We start from the raw sequence: 15410 nt of genomic DNA, 5'->3' as shown, positions 1-15410 counted from the left end.
CCGCTGTCAGGCGAGGGACCCTGCTCTCAGCTGATGTTGTGCGGACCCCCTTCCGGTCGAGCAGCGCGCAGCGCGTATCGAGACCCGCCGCCTCAGCTCAGCCAGGAGAGCCGGCCCCCGTGCGGCGCCGCGAAGGCGAGCGGCACCCCGTCCGCCGCGAGCAGGAACGGCGTGCGCTCGGGCGCTGTCAGCGAGGCGGTCCGCTCCCGGAGCGACGGCAGCAGCGCCTCCGCCTCGAGCGTCACCAGGCTCGCGCCCGACTCGGCGACCGTCGCCAGCACCCGCTCCCGCGCGGCCCACGGCAGGTACACCAGCGTCCCGAGCGACACCACGACCGTCCGCAGCCCCCGCGGCACCGCGGCGAGCACCTCCGGCAGCGCCTCCGCCGCGTCGCCCGCGACGATCGCGGGCGGGTCCTCCCGCAGCGTCGCCACGGCGGCCCGGAGCCGCTCGGTGCGCTCCGGCCGGTCCGGCGGCAGCAGCGCCTCCAGCCAGGCGCGGTCCTCGGCGGAGCCGACGTCGAGCGGACGCAGGTCCAGCCCGCGCCGCCAGGCCACGACGGGGAGCCGCGAGGGCGCCGCTCCCCCGGTCACCGCGCACTCAAGCACCGGCTCGCCCCGCCCCAGCCGAGTCGTCCCCTGCGCCCCCGTGAACACGTACGAGTACCGCTCCGGCGCCAGGCACAGCCCGGCCGACGCGCCGATCTCGATCAGCGCGACCGGCTCTCCCGGCTCCGTGATGCGCTCCAGCGCCGCGACCAGCGGGGCGCAGCGCAGCGCCTCGTTCGTCTGGGTGAGCCGCTCCGCTGCCACCGGCGCGACCCGCGGCCACTCCCGCCGCAGCCACTCCGCGAAGGCCGCGCCGTCCACCGCCGGCGCCCCGAGCAGCCGCGCCACCGAGAACAGCAGCGACGGCTGCCGGTGGGCGGGCGGCAGCTCGTCGATCAGCGCCAGCAGCGCCCCGTCGCCGGCGACGGCGAGCGCCCACTCGACCTGCAGCTCGGAGGTCTGCGCCAGCTCGACGGCGGCGCGGCGGTAGCGGTCGGCGGTCGGCTCCATGCCTCCATCCTCCGCGATGCCCCGCGAACGGGATCCCCTCAGCACGCCCCCGCGCCGCTACGGTGAGCGGACATCCACCCCTCCGAGAGGACCCCGCCGTGCTCGACGCCGTCATCACCCTCGCCCAGACGTCCCTGCTCAGCCAGAACGACGTCCCCACCGGCCTCAACGCCGCGACCTCGGTCGGCAGCTTCTTCGGCGGCCTGATCGGCTACGTCATCGCCGTCGTCGCACTCTGGCCCGTCTTCACCAAGGCGGGCCGTCCGGGCTGGGGTGCGCTCATCCCCATCTACAACACCTACCTGCTGACCAAGATCGCCGGCTACCACGGCGCGACGGTGCTGCTCTTCCTCATCCCGTTCGTCAACGTGATCTGGGCGATCTTCATCGCCCTCGGCGTCGGCCGGGCGTTCGGCAAGGGCGCGCTGTTCAGCATCGTGCTGCTCTGGCTGCTGGCGATCATCGGCTACCTGGTCGTGGGCTACGGCTCCTCGCGCTACATCGGCGACGGCGGGAACCCCGCCCGCCGCCCGCGCTGACCTCAGCGCTCCAGGTGCGGCGGGTGGTCGCCGTGCCGGTGCACGATCCGCCAGCCCTGCCCGTCGATGCGGCGGTAGACGTGGGTGACCCGGATGATCAGCGGACCCCTCTCGCGCCCGTCGATCCGCGTCGCGCCGATCTCGCGGCCGACCGTGTAGGCCAGGTCGCCGGCGACGTGGATCAGGTCGTAGTGCGGCGTCAGCCCGCCGCCGGCGAAGCGGCCCGCGACCCAGCCGAGCGTCTCGTCGATCGCCGCGCGGCCCCGCTCGATCGTGCCGAACGCGCCGTAGAGCGTCGAGTCCGCGGTGTCGGCCCAGCAGCGGCGGTACGGCTCCGCGTCGCCCGCGGCCATCGCGGCGAGCGCCTCGCCGACGGCCGCGAGGGCGAGCACGAAGTCGGGCGGCAGCTCGGTGACGGCGGCGGCGCCGAGGGCGGAGGAGACGGCGGCGTCCATGCGCGGGACTCTACTCCCGAGGTCACCCGCACCGTCGGCGGGTCGGCACTGCCGATCCCGATCCCTGTCGGTGGTCGCCGGTAGAACGGACGCATGTCCGGCACCCGTCAGCGCACCCTCCTCGACGTCCGGCGCATCTACGCCGAGCCGGCCGCGCTCGAGCTGCCCCGCGGGCAGGAGATCGTCGAGCGCTGGCCCGCGGCCGAGATCGTGCCGGTCGACTCGCACTGGAACATCCCGGAGGTGCACGGCGACGAGGCGAACGTCGCGCGCTGGGTGCGGATCAAGACGGAGGCGCTCGTCGTGGGCGTGAAGAAGTCGCTGGTCACCCGCCCCAACGGCCGCTCCGCCGACTTCATCGCCCCCTCCTCCGCCAACGGCTGCGCGATGGCCTGCGTCTACTGCTACGTGCCGCGGCGGAAGGGCTACAGCAACCCGATCACCGTCTTCGCGAACATCGAGCAGATCCAGCGCCACCTCGCCCGCCACATCGCGAAGCAGGGCGTGAAGGCCGAGGCGAACCAGTGCGACCCCGAGGCCTGGGTCTACGACATCGGCGAGAACAGCGACTGCTCGGTGGACGCGCTGCTGAGCGACAACGTCCGCGACCTCTGCGACCTGTTCCGGATGTCGCCGACCGCCAAGGCCTCGTTCGCCACCAAGTACGTCAACCGCGAGCTGCTCGAGTGGGACCCGCTCGGCCGCACCCGCCTCCGCTTCTCGCTGATGCCCGCCGAGACGGCGAAGGTCACCGACGTGCGCACGTCGCCGATGGCCGAGCGGATCGCCGCGATCAACGACTTCGTCGACGCCGGCTACGAGGTGCACGTCAACTTCTCGCCGGTGATCCTCACCGAGACCTGGCAGCGCGACTGGACCGAGCTCTTCGAGCAGCTCGACGCCGCCCTGCACCCGCGGGCGAAGGCGCAGCTGGCCGCCGAGGTGATCCTGCTCACCCACAACGCGGGCCTGCACGAGGTCAACCTCGGCTGGCACCCCAAGGCCGAGGACCTGCTCTGGGCGCCCCGGATGCAGGAGTCGAAGGTCTCCGAGAACGGCGCCGTCAACATCCGCTACCGCCGCGACCTCAAGCGCGCCGCCCTCGACCGCTTCCTCGCCCTGCTCGCCGAGCGGCTGCCCTACTGCCGCGTCCGCTACGCGTTCTGAGCACGCGGCATCGCGTTCCTGGGAGTCCGCCCGCGGCACCCGGGCGCTGCTTCGCAAAGCGGATAGCGGCCCCCGTTCCAGGGCCGCTCCCCGTACCTTCGGAGAACGGTCGTTCCTGCGACCACTCGCTCGACTCCCCCCTCCGCCCGGCACCCGGCAGAGGGAGTCGCCGCCAGGGCCCCTCGCGCCCGGCGGTGGGTCGGCCTCCTCCGACTCGCACGACGTCCCGGCGCTCCGCCGGTTCCCCCACGTCCCGTCGCGGCCGACACCGCGACTCCCACACAGAACGGCGGCTCCGCACATGGGCGCTCTCCTCTACGGCACTCCGGCCACCTCCCACGAGATCGACGACCGCGCACTCGCGCACCTGCAGATCGTGATGATCAACAAGTTCCGCCGCAACGAGGCCTTCGCCTTCCAGCTGGACGCCTCGAGCGCGCACGGCACCGGCCGCCAGACGCTCTGGCTGCACCCGACCATCCCGCTGCAGTTCTCCTTCCACGGCAGCCGCGTCCCCGCCATCAACGCCGCCTGGGTGCGCGCGCTGATGGAGGAGGCCAACAGCGGCCGCGGGCTGCGCATCGTCCCCGAGCCGGCGCAGCAGCCGGACTCCGCCGTCGCCACCGCCGCGGCCTGATCCCGCCACGCAGCCGGGGGGCGGGGAGACGATGATGCACGGCACCGAGCACTGGGCCCCCGACTTCCTCCGGCTCGCCGGGCCGGCGCACCGCGACGCGGACTTCGCCTGCTCCACGACGCTCGGCGGTGTGACCGGCTCGCTCTGCGTCACCGAGGGACTGCTGGTCCTGGGCGGCACGCAGCCGACCGTCCGGCTGCGGGCGCTCGACATCCGCTCCTGGTGGGACACCCCGACCGGCGGCACCTTCTCGCTCGCCGTCGAGTCCGGAGCCCGGCACTCGGTGGTGCTGCTCTCACAGTTCCGCGGCGCCACGGTGGTCGCCATGACGCAGGCCTTCGGGCCGCGGAAGCGCCGCGCCGCCGCCTAGGCCGTCGCCGCAGGCTGTATCCGCCCAGCGAACTTCCGCGCCGCTGCTCTCGACCTCGATGCGCACGCATGCGACGCTGGTCGCGATGGACGACTCGAACGGCGAGGTCATCCGCTCCGACATCGGCGGGCGGGACTTCGAGCAGGCACGCGCACTGCTCGAGTCGGTGTACAACGGGCACCGCTTCTCGGTGGAGCCGGGCGAGGACTTCTCCTACCGCTACACCTCGGTCGGCGACAGCGACGTCACGCTCCGCGGCAGCCAGTTCGCCGGCTCGATCGAGGGCCGCATCCAGACCGACGGCGAGTACGTCGTCTCCTGGCTCACCGCGGGCGAGGGCGTCACCGACCTCGACCACGCGCCGATGCGCCAGATCTACGGCCGCCCCGCGATCTTCGTCACCGGCCGGCCGAACGCCTTCGAGTTCCACGACTACCGGCAGAACCTCATCCACTTCGACGGCGGCTACCTCGAGGGCGTCGCCCAGGAGGTGGAGGGCACTGCGGGCGGACCGCTGCTGTTCGACACCACCGCGCGCCCCGAGGGCGAGGCGCTGCGCCGCTGGTCGGCCACCGTCGCCGCGGTCGCCCGGGTGATCTACGACGTCGACAGCTCCGCGCTCCTGCGCCAGGAGGCCGACCGCGCCGTCGCCGTGGCGCTGCTCGAGACGTTCCCGCACGAGTCGCTCGCGGCGCCGACCGACCTCGCCGTGCCGCGCAGCGGGCGCCTGCGCACCGCGATCGAGTTCATGTACGCGCACGCGCACGAGCCGATCCGCACCGAGACGATCGCCGAGGCCTGCGGCGTGGGCCTGCGCACCCTGCAGTCGGAGTTCCGCCGCGAGTTCGGCTTCACCGCCGTCGACTACCTGCGCCGCATCCGGCTCGACGCCGTGCGCAAGGAGCTGCGCGCCAAGGCCTCGGGCGAGGTCAGCGTGACCGAGGTGGCGCACCGCTGGGGCTTCGCGCACCTCGGCCGCTTCTCGGCGTCGTACGCGCACCGCTTCGGCGAGCGGCCGAGCACGACGCTCGAGAAGTGACGCGCGCCCGAGTGACCGGCGCCCGAGTGACCGGCGCCTAGAAGAAGTCCCCGCCGCTGTCGTGGTCCTCGCTCGCGCGGGCCTCCGTGGTGGGCCGGGCCGGCAGCAGCCGCCGCGTCTTGTCGCGCATGGACTCGACCGCCTCGTCGTCGTCGAGGTCGATCCCGCGGTCGAGTGCCGGGCTGGTGAAGAGCTGGCTGGCGGGCCCGAGCAGCAGGCGGGTCTCGCCGCGCAGCCCCTCGTCGGAGAGCCCCGGGACGACGACGAGGTCGGACTTCCCGACGTTCGCCAGGGCCTGGGCGTACTCGACGACCGCGGTGCACACCGCGTCCCCCAGCAGCACGAATCCGCTCGCGTAGTACAGCTTCTGCATCGTCTTCCCCTCTCGCGCGCACGACCGCGCCGAGATCCGACGCTAGAACGCGGCGCTGAGAGCTCCCACCCCCTTGACGGAGGGCCCGAGAGCTCCTCTCCCCCTACTCCTCCGCGCCGCCGACGGGCGTGCGGTTGAGCGTGTAGGCCTGCTCACTGCCGGCCACGCCCGCGACGATCACCGTGATCGGCGCCGTGTAGGTGCCGAGCGGCCAGGTCAGCAGCAGATCGGCGGTCTGCTCCTGGGTGCGGCCGTCGACCGGGACCCAGGCGATGGTCTTGCGGTACGAGCCGTCGGCGAGGTCCCGGTTGGTGCGCAGCAGGAGCGTCTGCGACCCGTCGGAGCCGACGCTCGAGGAGACGACCGAGAAGTTGGGGCCGTCGGCGGCGGTGATGCGCAGCGGAGTGGCGCGCGAGTCGCCGGAGCCGGAGCGGGTCATCCGTGGCGCGACGGTCAGGGTGACGAGCTCGCCGGCGGTGAGCTGCCCGGTGATCGCGATGGCGAGCGGGCGGTTCACGTTGATCTGCTCCTCGCGGAAGCTCTCGGCGGTGAAGGAGGTGTACTCGACCGAGCGGACCGACGGCGCGGGCGGCGGGGTGGTCGAGGCCGCGGCGAGCGGGGCGGCGGCGGCGACCGCGACGATCGGGACGCTCCAGGCGGCGGCGGTCGTGATCGTGCGGCGGCCGAGGGTGTGGGATGCGGTGGTGCGGGATGCAGTGGTGCGGCGGGAGGGGGCGGTGGTCATGTCGTCTCCAGACGTCGGCGCGGGGGGTCCCCCTTCCGGGGACACGCGCCCACGCTAACCGACACCTGACGGCCAGCCGAGTCCCTGCGAGCCCTCTCAGCCCGGATGCCACCCCTACGGGGGAGGTGGCGCCCGGGAGCCCCGCCGGGAGCGCTACTGCTCCGCCGCGCGCGCCACCGTCTCCAGCCGGGCGACGTGCTCCGGCCACCACTCGGCGGGGACCGGCGGCAGGTTGTCGCCCGGCGTGCGCAGCCCGACCCGGCCGTCGATCAGCTCGCGCACGATGTCGGCGTGCCCCGCGTGCCGGTGGGTCTCGGCGGTGAGGTGCACGAGGATCCGGTGCAGCGTCACGTCGCGATTCGTCCACCACGGCACGACGCCCGGCGCGTCGAGGTCCAGCGCGGCCACCGTCGCGTCGGAGTGCGCCCAGACCCGGCGGTACTGCTCCACCACCTGCTCGCGGGACTCCTCCGCCGTCGCCCACATGTCGGAGTTCGGCTCGGACTCGTCCTCCATCCAGGGCATCGGCTCGGGGAACGGCCGGCCGAAGACGGCGCCGAGGTAGCCGGCCTCCGTCCCCGAGACGTGCTTCACCAGGCCGAGCAGGTTGGTGCCGGTGGGCACCAGCGGCCGGCGGAGGTCGTACTCGCCCAGGCCGTCGAGCTTCTGCAGGAGGGCGTTGCGGCCCTCCTGCAGATAGCGGAGGAGAGTCTGCTTCTGATGGGCGCTGCTCGGATCGATGGCGCTCTGATCACTGCTCATCCCCCCAGCCTGGCCCCGCCGTCAGAGCACCGCCACCCGAGCGTCCTCGCGCACGACCTCGGTCAGCACGGTGCGCCGGGTCTCGGCGCCGACGGGCGACACCTCGCCGGTCAGCACGACCTCGGCGGTCGCCTCCTTCGTGGCGCAGTCCGGCCCGACCCAGAGCTCGACGAGCCCCGGCTCGACCGAGCGGACGCCGCGCCGGTCGGTGAAGGCGAGCCGCGCGGAGGGGACGTCGAAGCGCACGAGCGCCTCCTCCCCCGCCGCGAGCTCGACCCTCGCGTAGCCGAGCAGCTGCGCGACAGGCCGGGTCACCGAGGCGACCACGTCGCGCGCGTAGAGCTGGACGACGTCGACGCCGTCGCGGTCGCCGGTGTTGCGCAGCCGCACGGTCGCGGTGAAGGCGCCGTCGGTCGGTGCCTCCGCGGCTCCGGGACCCGCCGACTCCAGCGCCAGCTCCGACCGGGTGAACGCCGTGTACGTCAGCCCGTGCCCGAACGGCAGCACGGGCGTGCTGTCGGCGCTGGTCACGTCGGAGGGCCCGCCGAGGATCGGGTGCAGGTAGGAGAACGGCTGCGCGCCGGCCGAGCGCGGCAGCGAGACCGGCAGCCGGCCGGACGGCGAGACGCGGCCCGAGAGGACGCCCGCGATCGCGCCGGCCCCCTCCTCCCCCGGGAAGAACGCCTGCAGCACCGCCGCGGGGGCGGAGGCGCCGCGGATCGCCCAGTCGATCGCGTAGGGGCGGCCGGTGAGCAGCACCAGGGCGACCGGCGTGCCGGTGGCGACGACCGCCTCGACCAGCTCGCGCTGACGGCCGGGGAGCTCGAGGCTCTCGACGTCGTTGCCCTCGCCGACGGTGCCGCGGCCGAAGAGCCCGGCCCGGTCGCCGACGACGACCACGGCGATCTCCGCGCCGCGGGCGGCCTCGACGGCCTCCGCGATCCCTGCGGTGTCGTCGGAGGCGCTGTCGGCGAAGGAGTCCTCGCCCTCCACCGAGCAGCCCTCGGCGAGGAGCAGCTCGCTCCCCGGGAACTCGGCGGCGAGCGCCTCCCGCACCGTGCGGATCTCGAAGCCGAGCGGCACGCCCTCGTGGTGCGCCAGCACGTGGTTGGCGAAGGAGTAGCAGCCCATCAGGGCGGGCGCGCTGTCGGCGTTCGGGCCGATGAGGGCGATCCGGCGCGGCTGGGCGAGCGGAAGTCGCCCGTCGTTCGTCAGCAGTACGAGCGACTCCTCGGCCAGGCGGCGGGCGAGGTCGCGGTGCGCGGGCGAGTCGAGGTCGACCGACTCGGGCGGGTCGTCGAAGCGGGCGTCGAGCAGGCCGAGCCGCTCCTTCTGGGCGAGCACCCGCAGCAGCGCGCGGTCGACGATCGCCTCGTCGGCGCCGCCGGAGCGGATCCGCTCGGCGAGCGGCGCGAGGAAGGCGTCGCCGGTCGGCAGCTCCACGTCGATGCCGGCCTCGAGCGCCAGCTGCGCGGCCTCGCCGAGATCGGCGGCGACGGCGTGCATCAGGTGCAGGAAGGCGACCGAGAAGTAGTCGGCCACCACCACGCCGTCGAACCCCCAGCGCTCGCGGAGCACGCCGGTGAGGTAGGCCGGCGTCGCGCCGACCGGGTCGCCGTCGATCTCCGCGTAGGAGTTCATCACCGAGCGCGCCCCGCCGTCGCGGATCGCCATCTCGAACGGCGGCAGCAGCACGTCCGCGATCTCGCGCGGTCCGGCGTGCACCGGCGCGTGGTTGCGGCCGCCGCGCGAGGCGGAGTAGCCGATGAAGTGCTTGAGCGTCGCGTCGACGCCCGCCGACTGCAGCCCGCGCACGTAGGCGGTGCCGATCGTGCCGACCACGTACGGGTCCTCGGCGATGCACTCGTCCACCCGGCCCCAGCGGGGGTCGCGGATCACGTCGAGCACGGGGGCGAGGCCCTGGTGGATGCCGAGCTCGCGCATCGAGCCGCCGATGGCCGCGGCCATCTCCTCGACCAGCTCCGGGTCGAACGAGGCGCCCCAGGCCAGCGGAGTCGGGAAGGTCGCCGCCTTCCACGCCGCCAGGCCGGTCAGGCACTCCTCGTGCACGATCGCCGGGATGCCCAGCCGGGTCTCCTCGACCAGCCGGCGCTGCTCGGCCCACAGCCACTGCGCGCGCTCGACCGGGTCGACCGGGCGGGTGCCGTAGACGCGGGTGAGCTGGCCGATGCCCTCGCGGGTCGCGTCGGCGTAGCCGGTGGAGGTGGCCATCTCGCCGGCCAGCGGCGCGACGACCTCGCCGCCCTGATCGACCCAGTAGCCGACCAGCTGAGTCAGCTTCTCCTCCAGCGTCATCCGGCCGATCAGGTCGGCGACGCGCGCGGACGGGGCGGGAGTCTCGGTGGTCGGGCTCTCGTTCATGGGGGTCATCCCTTCACCGCTCCGGTGAGTCCGCCGACGATGCGGCGCTCGAAGACGCTGAAGAAGATCAGCGCCGGGATCATCGACAGCGACACGAAGGCGAGCACCTTCGCGGTGTCGACGGAGTACTGCGACGAGAAGGCCTGCACGCCCAGCGGCAGGGTGAAGCTCGACTCGTCGCTGAGGATGAACAGCGGCAGCAGGTAGCTGTTCCAGCTCGCGATGAAGGCGAGGATGCCCGTCGTGATGACGCCCGGCATCGCCAGGCGGACGACCATCCGCCAGAAGAAGCCGATCCGGCTGCAACCGTCGATGAAGGCCGCCTCCTGGATCTCGTCGGGGATCGCCCGCAGGAACGGCACCAGGATGATGATCGTCGTCGGCAGGCCGAACGCGATCTGCGGGAGCACGACGCCGGCGAGCGAGTTCATCAGGCCGAGGCTCTTGATCACCAGGTAGAGCGGGGTGATCGCGACGGTCATCGGGAACATCAGTCCGGCCGCGAAGAGCGCGTAGAACACGCCGCGTCCGCTGAAGCTGTAGCGGGCGAGCACGTAGCTCGCCATCAGCCCCAGCACGACGACGCCGAGGGTGGTCGCTCCGGCCGCGATGGCGGAGTTGCCGACCTCGCGCCAGAAGATGCCGCCGGTGATCACGTCGAGGTAGTTCTGCACGTTCCACGGCGCGGGGAAGCCCGAGGGGTCGGTGGTGATCTGCGCGTTCGTGCGGAATCCGCCGATGATGATGTACGCCACCGGCGCGAGCATCAGGGCGATCACGACGATCGCGACGACGTAGGCGATGATCGTGCCGCGCCCCAGCGGGCGGCGGCGGGGCTTGGGCGGACGCGGCGAGAGCGGCGTGGTCGCGGTGGGCGGCTCGATGCCCGGGGGCACCGCTGTCAGGGTCGTCATCTCTTGGCTCCGGCCTTCCTCGTGTCTCCCGTGAGGGCGCCTTCGGTGTCCCGCCGCAGCACGAAGCGCTGGTAGAGCAGCGCGACGATCAGCGAGACGAGGAACAGGACCACGGCGACCGCGTTGCCGTAGCCGTAGTTGCCGGCGTTGCGGCCGTTGGTGACGAGGTACGTCGCCATGGTCGAGGTGCCGGCGGTCGAGGACACGTACTGCCCCCAGATGATGTAGACGAGGTCGAACAGCTGCAGCGCGCCGATGATCGACAGGAACGCCCAGATCCGCAGCGTCGGCGCGAGCAGCGGCAGGGTGATCCGCCGCTGCACCTGCCAGTAGGACGCGCCGTCGATCGACGCGGCCTCGGACAGCTCCTCCGGGATGCCCTGGAGGCCGGCGAGGAAGAGGATCACGGCGAAGCCGATGTACTTCCACGTGATGATCAGCATCAGGGTCCAGAGGGCGATCGAGGGGTCCGAGAGCCAGTCCTGCTTGAGAGCGCCGAGCCCGGCCTTCTCGAGGAAGCCGTTGACGGCGCCGCTGGTCTGGAGCATGAGGCTCCAGCCGGTGCCGACGACGACCTCGGAGATGACGTAGGGCACGAAGATCAGCACGCGGATGATCGACTGCCCGCGCAGCTTGCGGTTGAGCAGCAGCGCGATCAGGATCGCGGCCGGCCCCTGCAGGACGAGCGAGAGCACCACGATCGTGCCGTTGTGGCTGAGCGCCTCGTGGAAGGTCGGGTCCTGCAGGATCGTCAGGTAGTTCTTGAAGCCGACGAAGTCGGTGGGGACGCCGTAGCCCTGCCAGCTGAAGAAGCCGTAGTAGGCCGCCATCACGACCGGGAAGATCACGAAGGCGAGGAAGACGATCAGCGCCGGGCCGACGAGGATCGCGACCTCGAGGCGGCCCGACCAGCCCAATCCTCGAGGGCGCAGGCCCCGGCGGCGTCGCTTCGCCGCCGGGGCCTCGGGGCGCGCGTCCTCGCGGAGCGCTGTGGTCGTCACGGTCAGGCCTTGGCCGCGGCGGCGTCGACGGCCTCGACGAGCTGCTCCGGGTCGCTCTTGCCGGCGAGCAGGTCGACGACGGCGACGTTCAGCGCGTTGCCGACGTTCTGGCCGTAGACGGTGTCGAGCCACTGCGAGACGTAGGGCGCCGAGTTGTACGCGGCGAGGATGTCCTTCAGGTACGGCTCGGTGACGGCCTCCTGCGCGACGGTGTTCACCGGCGGCGCGTTGAAGGCGGCGTAGTACTCCTTCTGCACGTCGGAGGTGGCGAGGTAGTTCAGGAAGTCGACGCACTCGTCGGGCGCCGCGGTGGAGCAGGAGTAGCCGTCGACGCCGCCCATGATCGAGCCGGGCGCGCCGGCGCCGCCGTCCACCTCGGGGAAGGGGAACCAGCCGAGGTCGGGCAGGGGCTTCTCGTCGGGGGTGAGCGAGGCGATGACGCCGGGGTTCCAGGCGCCCATCAGCTCCATGCCGGCCTGGTGGTTGGCCAGGAGTCCGGCCGAGGATCCGGCGCCCTGCTGGGCGGCGGTGGTGAGGAAGCCCTCGTTGAACGGCTCGGTGCCGGCGAAGGACTGCAGGTCCTCGCCCGCCTTCAGCCAGCAGTCGTCCGAGAAGTCCTTGGAGTCGGCCGCCTCGGCCATGGTGTCCGCGCTGCACTCGCGCAGGGCGAAGAAGTAGAACCAGTGCGCGGCGGGCCAGGCGTCCTTCGCGCCGAGCGCGATCGGCTGCGCTCCAGCGCTCTTGAGCGCGGTGACCGCGGAGTCGAGCTCGTCGAGGGTCTTCGGCGTCTCGGTGATGCCGGCCTCGGTGAAGAGGTCCTGGCTGTAGAAGAGGCCGCCGGGGAGCACGGCCACGGGCATCGCCCAGACCTTGTCGTCGAGCGTGTTCGCCAGGAACGAGCCCTCGGGGATCTCGCTGCGCGCCTGGTCCGAGATGCCGCCGGTGAGGTCCTTGACCAGGCCGCCGGCGACCATCGCGGCGAGCTTGCCGCCGCCGCGCTGGAGGAAGATGTCCGGGGCGTCGCCCGAGTTGAGCGCCGTCTGCAGCTTGCCGTCCAGGTCCTCGTTCTGGATGGCCTGCGACTCGATCGTGACGCCCGGGTTGGCGGCCTCGAAGTCGGCGATCGTCTTCTCCCAGAACTCCTGGCCGGGGCCGGTGGTGGAGTTCTGCCACAGGGTCATCGCGACGGTGCCGTCGGAGGATCCCGCGTCCTGGGCGGAGCAGCCGCTGAGGGCCGCCGCCGCGCCGAGCAGGGCCACGGTGGCCACCGCCGTCTTCCTGAATGCTGATCTCGTGAACTTCATCGTTCGAACCGTTCTCTTCGCTGAGAGGCGCCGCCAGGGAGAGCGGCGCCGGGGTGCGCCCGTCCAGGACGGGCCCGATCAGTCTCAGAGCGGCCGAAAGGATCGGCAAACGTTTTCGAAACCATTTTCGAAGCGCCGGGTCAAGGATTCGGATCGCGCTCTCATCGGCGCGCTTCCGGGGTCTAGGGTCGACCGCATGTCCCTCCGCCCGACCATCCACGACGTCGCCGCCGCCGCCGGCGTCTCGGTCGCGACCGTGTCGAAGGCGATGAACGGCCGCTACGGCATCGCGCCCGCGACGGCGAACCGCGTGCTCGAGATCGTGCGCGAGCTCGGCTACGAGTCGAGCCTGGTCGCCAGCAGCATGCGCTCGCGGCGCACCGGGGTGATCGGCGTGCTGGTCGCCGGCTTCGAGCCGTTCAGCGCGGAGATCCTCAAGGGCGTCGGCTCGGTGCTGCGCCGGTCGCGCTTCGACCTGCTCGCCTACAGCGGCTCGCACGAGGGCGAGCAGGAGGGCTGGGAGCGGCGCTCGCTCAGCCGGCTCAGCGGCACCCTGATCGACGGCGCGATCGTGGTGACGCCCTCGGTGGTGAGCACGCCGTCGGACATCCCGCTGGTCGCCGTCGACCCGCACACGGGCCGCGCCGACGTGCCGACCGTCGAGTCCGACAGCTTCGGCGGCGCCCTCCAGGCCGTGCGCCACCTCGTCGCCCTCGGCCATCGGCGCATCGGCTTCGTCGCCGGCCGCGTCGACCTCCGCTCCGCCCGGCTGCGCGAGGCCGGCTACCGCGCCGGGCTCTCGGAGGCGGGGATCGCCTTCGACGAGCGGCTGCTCCGGGTGGGCAGCTACCACCACGACACGGCGCGGCTGCCGGCCTCGACGATGCTCTCGCTGGCCGACCGGCCGACCGCCGTCTTCGCCGCGAACGACGTCTCGGCCCTCGCGATCATCGAGACGGCCGCGCACCTCGGGCTCGACGTGCCGCGGGACCTCTCGGTGGTCGGCTTCGACGACGTGCCCGAGGCGGCCCGCTTCGACCCGCCGCTGACCACGATCCGGCAGCCGATGCAGACGCTCGGCGCGACGGCCGCCGAGATGCTGATCACACTGATGGCGGGCGGCACCCCCGCCTCGCTGCACGTGCAGCTGCCGACCCAGCTGGTGCGCCGCGCGACGACCGCGCCGCCCTCGATGCGGAGGACACCCTGATGCCGGACGCGCTGACACCGGACGGCCTGACACCGGACGACCTGACACCGGGCGAGGGCGATCCCGAGCCCCGCGACGCGCACGACGAGCTCTTCGACGCGCTGGTGTTCGTCGACCTGCCCGTGCTCGACGCGCTGCTCGACACCCGCTTCGTGATCGAGCACCCGACCGGGCTCGTGCAGTCGAAGCTCGACTGGATGGACGACATCGCCGAGGGCCTGAAGGAGTACCACGCCATCGACCACGTCGAGAGCGCGGTCTCCGGCACGGCCGCGCACCCGGTGCTCGTCTCGCGCACCCTGACCGAGGCGACGATCGGCTCGCTGCACGCCACCTGGCGGCTGCAGCTCACCAGCCGGCTGGTGCCGGTCGGCGACGAGTGGGTGATCACCCGCACGACCGTCAGCACGTGGTGAGCGCTCGATCCGGCGGGCCTCAGGCCTGCAGGATCACCGCGCCGTAGTGCGTGCCCGCGCCGGTGCCGACCAGCAGCACCGACTCGCCCTCCTGCACGCGGGCGCGGTGCAGCGCGAGCGGGATCGCCGCGCCGATCGTGTTGCCGACCTCGGGGAGGGTGATCACCATCCGCTCGCGGCCCCAGAGTCGGGCCATGCCGTCGAGGCCGGCCTTGCTGGTCTGGTGCGGCACGACGCGGTCGATGCCCGGCAGGCCGGTGCCGAGGCCGGGCCGCACCCGCTCGAGGAAGGCCGGGAAGTGCCGGAGCGCGTCCACGAGCAGCGCGCCGCCGTGCATGTCGAAGCGGAAGTCGTCGAGCCGGCCCGGGGCGTCCTCGATCCGGATGCGCGAGCCGAAGCCGCGGATCTCGGCGTGCCGGACGCCGCTCGGCCGGGTCTCGAAGCGCGAGGTGACGATGCCCTGGTCCGGGCGCTCGGCACGGCCGAGGACGACGGCGGCCGCCGCGTCGCCGAAGAGCAGCGCGCTCTCGGGCTGCCGGACGTCGATGCCGCGGCTGCCGCCCTCGGTCGAGACGACGAGCACCCGCTCGGCGCGGCCGGTCGCGAGCAGGAAGCCGGCCTCCTGCAGCGCGAAGAGGAACGAGAGGCAGGTCGCGTTCAGGCTGTAGGCGGAGACGTCCTCGAGGCCGAGGCCTGCGGCGATCAGCGCGCCGCCGTCGGGGATCGCCTGCAGCTGGGTCCCGGAGGCGTTCAGCACGACGTCGACGTCGCGCGCGTCGATCCCCGCCGCGTCCAGCGCCCGCCGGGCGGCGAGCAGGCCGAGCTCCAGCGGATCCTCGTCGTCGGCGAGCCAGTGCCGGGTCAGCACTCCGGAGCGGCGCGCCGCCTCCTCCGCGTCGATGCCGCAGAGCGCGGCGACCTCGGCGGTCGGCACGACGCGCGACGGCAGGGCCTCGCCGGTGCCGAGGACACGGACGGGCAGCAGGAGCGGGAGCGCGTCGGCCACGGTCCTGTATAGCGCCGATGAGCCCGCGCCCG

At 72.9% G+C, this 15410-nt stretch carries 17 protein-coding genes; 7 read left to right on the top strand and 10 right to left on the bottom strand.

What is annotated here, in order from left to right; translation table 11 throughout:
- Positions 1–92 precede the first annotated feature (92 nt).
- Complete coding sequence (locus EDF45_RS00730) at positions 93–1058, bottom strand: DUF2332 domain-containing protein (protein WP_123734590.1); 966 nt, start codon at positions 1056–1058, stop codon at positions 93–95.
- Positions 1059–1156: 98 nt separating this feature from the next.
- Between EDF45_RS00730 and EDF45_RS00725 the strand changes: the two genes are divergently transcribed.
- Positions 1157–1597, top strand: a complete 441-nt coding sequence (locus tag EDF45_RS00725) for a DUF5684 domain-containing protein (RefSeq protein ID WP_207901608.1) — start codon at positions 1157–1159, stop codon at positions 1595–1597.
- Between the two features lie 2 nt (positions 1598–1599).
- Here EDF45_RS00725 and EDF45_RS00720 read toward each other — a convergent pair whose 3' ends face one another.
- Positions 1600–2052, bottom strand: a complete 453-nt coding sequence (locus EDF45_RS00720) for a DUF4440 domain-containing protein (protein ID WP_123734589.1) — start codon at positions 2050–2052, stop codon at positions 1600–1602.
- 93 nt (positions 2053–2145) lie between these two features.
- Between EDF45_RS00720 and EDF45_RS00715 the strand changes: the two genes are divergently transcribed.
- The 4 genes from EDF45_RS00715 to EDF45_RS00700 all read left to right on the top strand — a co-directional run bounded on the left by EDF45_RS00715 (position 2146) and on the right by EDF45_RS00700 (position 5265).
- Complete coding sequence (locus EDF45_RS00715; RefSeq protein ID WP_123734588.1) at positions 2146–3219, top strand: spore photoproduct lyase family protein; 1074 nt, start codon at positions 2146–2148, stop codon at positions 3217–3219.
- Positions 3220–3520: 301 nt separating this feature from the next.
- Positions 3521–3856 (top strand): ATP-dependent DNA ligase, encoded by a 336-nt coding sequence (locus tag EDF45_RS00710; RefSeq protein ID WP_123447516.1) that lies wholly within the window; start codon positions 3521–3523, stop codon positions 3854–3856.
- 34 nt (positions 3857–3890) lie between these two features.
- Complete coding sequence (locus EDF45_RS00705; RefSeq protein WP_148060198.1) at positions 3891–4226, top strand: hypothetical protein; 336 nt, start codon at positions 3891–3893, stop codon at positions 4224–4226.
- A gap of 85 nt (positions 4227–4311) precedes the next feature.
- Positions 4312–5265, top strand: coding sequence for a helix-turn-helix transcriptional regulator (locus EDF45_RS00700; RefSeq protein WP_159423744.1), 954 nt, complete (start codon positions 4312–4314; stop codon positions 5263–5265).
- A gap of 37 nt (positions 5266–5302) precedes the next feature.
- On the opposite strand, the gene EDF45_RS00695 is transcribed toward EDF45_RS00700, so the two are convergent.
- The 7 genes from EDF45_RS00695 to EDF45_RS00665 all read right to left on the bottom strand — a co-directional run bounded on the left by EDF45_RS00695 (position 5303) and on the right by EDF45_RS00665 (position 12746).
- Positions 5303–5638, bottom strand: coding sequence for a hypothetical protein (locus EDF45_RS00695; protein ID WP_123447513.1), 336 nt, complete (start codon positions 5636–5638; stop codon positions 5303–5305).
- Between the two features lie 103 nt (positions 5639–5741).
- Positions 5742–6383 (bottom strand): hypothetical protein, encoded by a 642-nt coding sequence (locus EDF45_RS00690; protein ID WP_123734585.1) that lies wholly within the window; start codon positions 6381–6383, stop codon positions 5742–5744.
- 153 nt (positions 6384–6536) lie between these two features.
- A complete protein-coding gene (locus EDF45_RS00685) occupies positions 6537–7145 on the bottom strand; it encodes a DinB family protein (protein WP_123734584.1) in 609 nt (202 codons plus the stop codon).
- A gap of 21 nt (positions 7146–7166) precedes the next feature.
- Positions 7167–9527 (bottom strand): glycoside hydrolase family 3 N-terminal domain-containing protein, encoded by a 2361-nt coding sequence (locus EDF45_RS00680; RefSeq protein WP_123734583.1) that lies wholly within the window; start codon positions 9525–9527, stop codon positions 7167–7169.
- Between the two features lie 5 nt (positions 9528–9532).
- Positions 9533–10441, bottom strand: a complete 909-nt coding sequence (locus tag EDF45_RS00675; RefSeq protein WP_123734582.1) for a carbohydrate ABC transporter permease — start codon at positions 10439–10441, stop codon at positions 9533–9535.
- Positions 10438–11373 (bottom strand): carbohydrate ABC transporter permease, encoded by a 936-nt coding sequence (locus tag EDF45_RS00670; protein WP_260311930.1) that lies wholly within the window; start codon positions 11371–11373, stop codon positions 10438–10440. Before EDF45_RS00670 ends, EDF45_RS00675 begins: the two co-directional genes overlap by 4 nt.
- Before the next feature lie 71 nt (positions 11374–11444).
- Entirely contained in the window at positions 11445–12746 is a 1302-nt protein-coding gene (locus EDF45_RS00665; protein ID WP_123731686.1) for an extracellular solute-binding protein, read from the bottom strand.
- Positions 12747–12942: 196 nt separating this feature from the next.
- On the opposite strand from EDF45_RS00665, the gene EDF45_RS00660 reads away from it, so the two are divergent.
- On the top strand, positions 12943–13956 hold the full coding sequence (locus EDF45_RS00660; protein WP_123705810.1) for a LacI family DNA-binding transcriptional regulator: 1014 nt from the start codon (positions 12943–12945) through the stop codon (positions 13954–13956).
- Positions 13956–14372 carry a nuclear transport factor 2 family protein gene (locus EDF45_RS00655; protein ID WP_123734581.1) on the top strand — a complete coding sequence of 139 codons (417 nt, stop codon included), beginning with the start codon at positions 13956–13958 and terminating at the stop codon, positions 14370–14372. The genes EDF45_RS00660 and EDF45_RS00655 overlap by 1 nt, the downstream gene beginning before the upstream one ends.
- Before the next feature lie 19 nt (positions 14373–14391).
- On the opposite strand, the gene EDF45_RS00650 is transcribed toward EDF45_RS00655, so the two are convergent.
- A complete protein-coding gene (locus EDF45_RS00650) occupies positions 14392–15378 on the bottom strand; it encodes a 3-oxoacyl-ACP synthase III family protein (RefSeq protein WP_123734580.1) in 987 nt (328 codons plus the stop codon).
- Positions 15379–15410 lie beyond the last annotated feature (32 nt).

Origin of the sequence: Rathayibacter sp. PhB186, from assembly GCF_003751825.1 — a bacterium.
Lineage (GTDB): Bacteria > Actinomycetota > Actinomycetes > Actinomycetales > Microbacteriaceae > Rathayibacter > Rathayibacter festucae.
Note: the sequence above shows the minus strand (reverse complement) of the source record. Positions and strands in the feature narration are given on the sequence as shown.

Coding starts and splice junctions, on each gene's coding strand:
- EDF45_RS00730 (WP_123734590.1), bottom strand. CDS start 1,058: ATGGAGCCGACCGCCGACCGCTACCGCCGCGCCGCCGTCGAGCTGGCG.
- EDF45_RS00720 (WP_123734589.1), bottom strand. CDS start 2,052: ATGGACGCCGCCGTCTCCTCCGCCCTCGGCGCCGCCGCCGTCACCGAG.
- EDF45_RS00715 (WP_123734588.1), top strand. CDS start 2,146: ATGTCCGGCACCCGTCAGCGCACCCTCCTCGACGTCCGGCGCATCTAC.
- EDF45_RS00710 (WP_123447516.1), top strand. CDS start 3,521: ATGGGCGCTCTCCTCTACGGCACTCCGGCCACCTCCCACGAGATCGAC.
- EDF45_RS00705 (WP_148060198.1), top strand. CDS start 3,891: ATGCACGGCACCGAGCACTGGGCCCCCGACTTCCTCCGGCTCGCCGGG.
- EDF45_RS00700 (WP_159423744.1), top strand. CDS start 4,312: ATGGACGACTCGAACGGCGAGGTCATCCGCTCCGACATCGGCGGGCGG.
- EDF45_RS00695 (WP_123447513.1), bottom strand. CDS start 5,638: ATGCAGAAGCTGTACTACGCGAGCGGATTCGTGCTGCTGGGGGACGCG.
- EDF45_RS00690 (WP_123734585.1), bottom strand. CDS start 6,383: ATGACCACCGCCCCCTCCCGCCGCACCACTGCATCCCGCACCACCGCA.
- EDF45_RS00685 (WP_123734584.1), bottom strand. CDS start 7,145: ATGAGCAGTGATCAGAGCGCCATCGATCCGAGCAGCGCCCATCAGAAG.
- EDF45_RS00680 (WP_123734583.1), bottom strand. CDS start 9,527: ATGAACGAGAGCCCGACCACCGAGACTCCCGCCCCGTCCGCGCGCGTC.
- EDF45_RS00675 (WP_123734582.1), bottom strand. CDS start 10,441: ATGACGACCCTGACAGCGGTGCCCCCGGGCATCGAGCCGCCCACCGCG.
- EDF45_RS00665 (WP_123731686.1), bottom strand. CDS start 12,746: ATGAAGTTCACGAGATCAGCATTCAGGAAGACGGCGGTGGCCACCGTG.
- EDF45_RS00660 (WP_123705810.1), top strand. CDS start 12,943: ATGTCCCTCCGCCCGACCATCCACGACGTCGCCGCCGCCGCCGGCGTC.
- EDF45_RS00655 (WP_123734581.1), top strand. CDS start 13,956: ATGCCGGACGCGCTGACACCGGACGGCCTGACACCGGACGACCTGACA.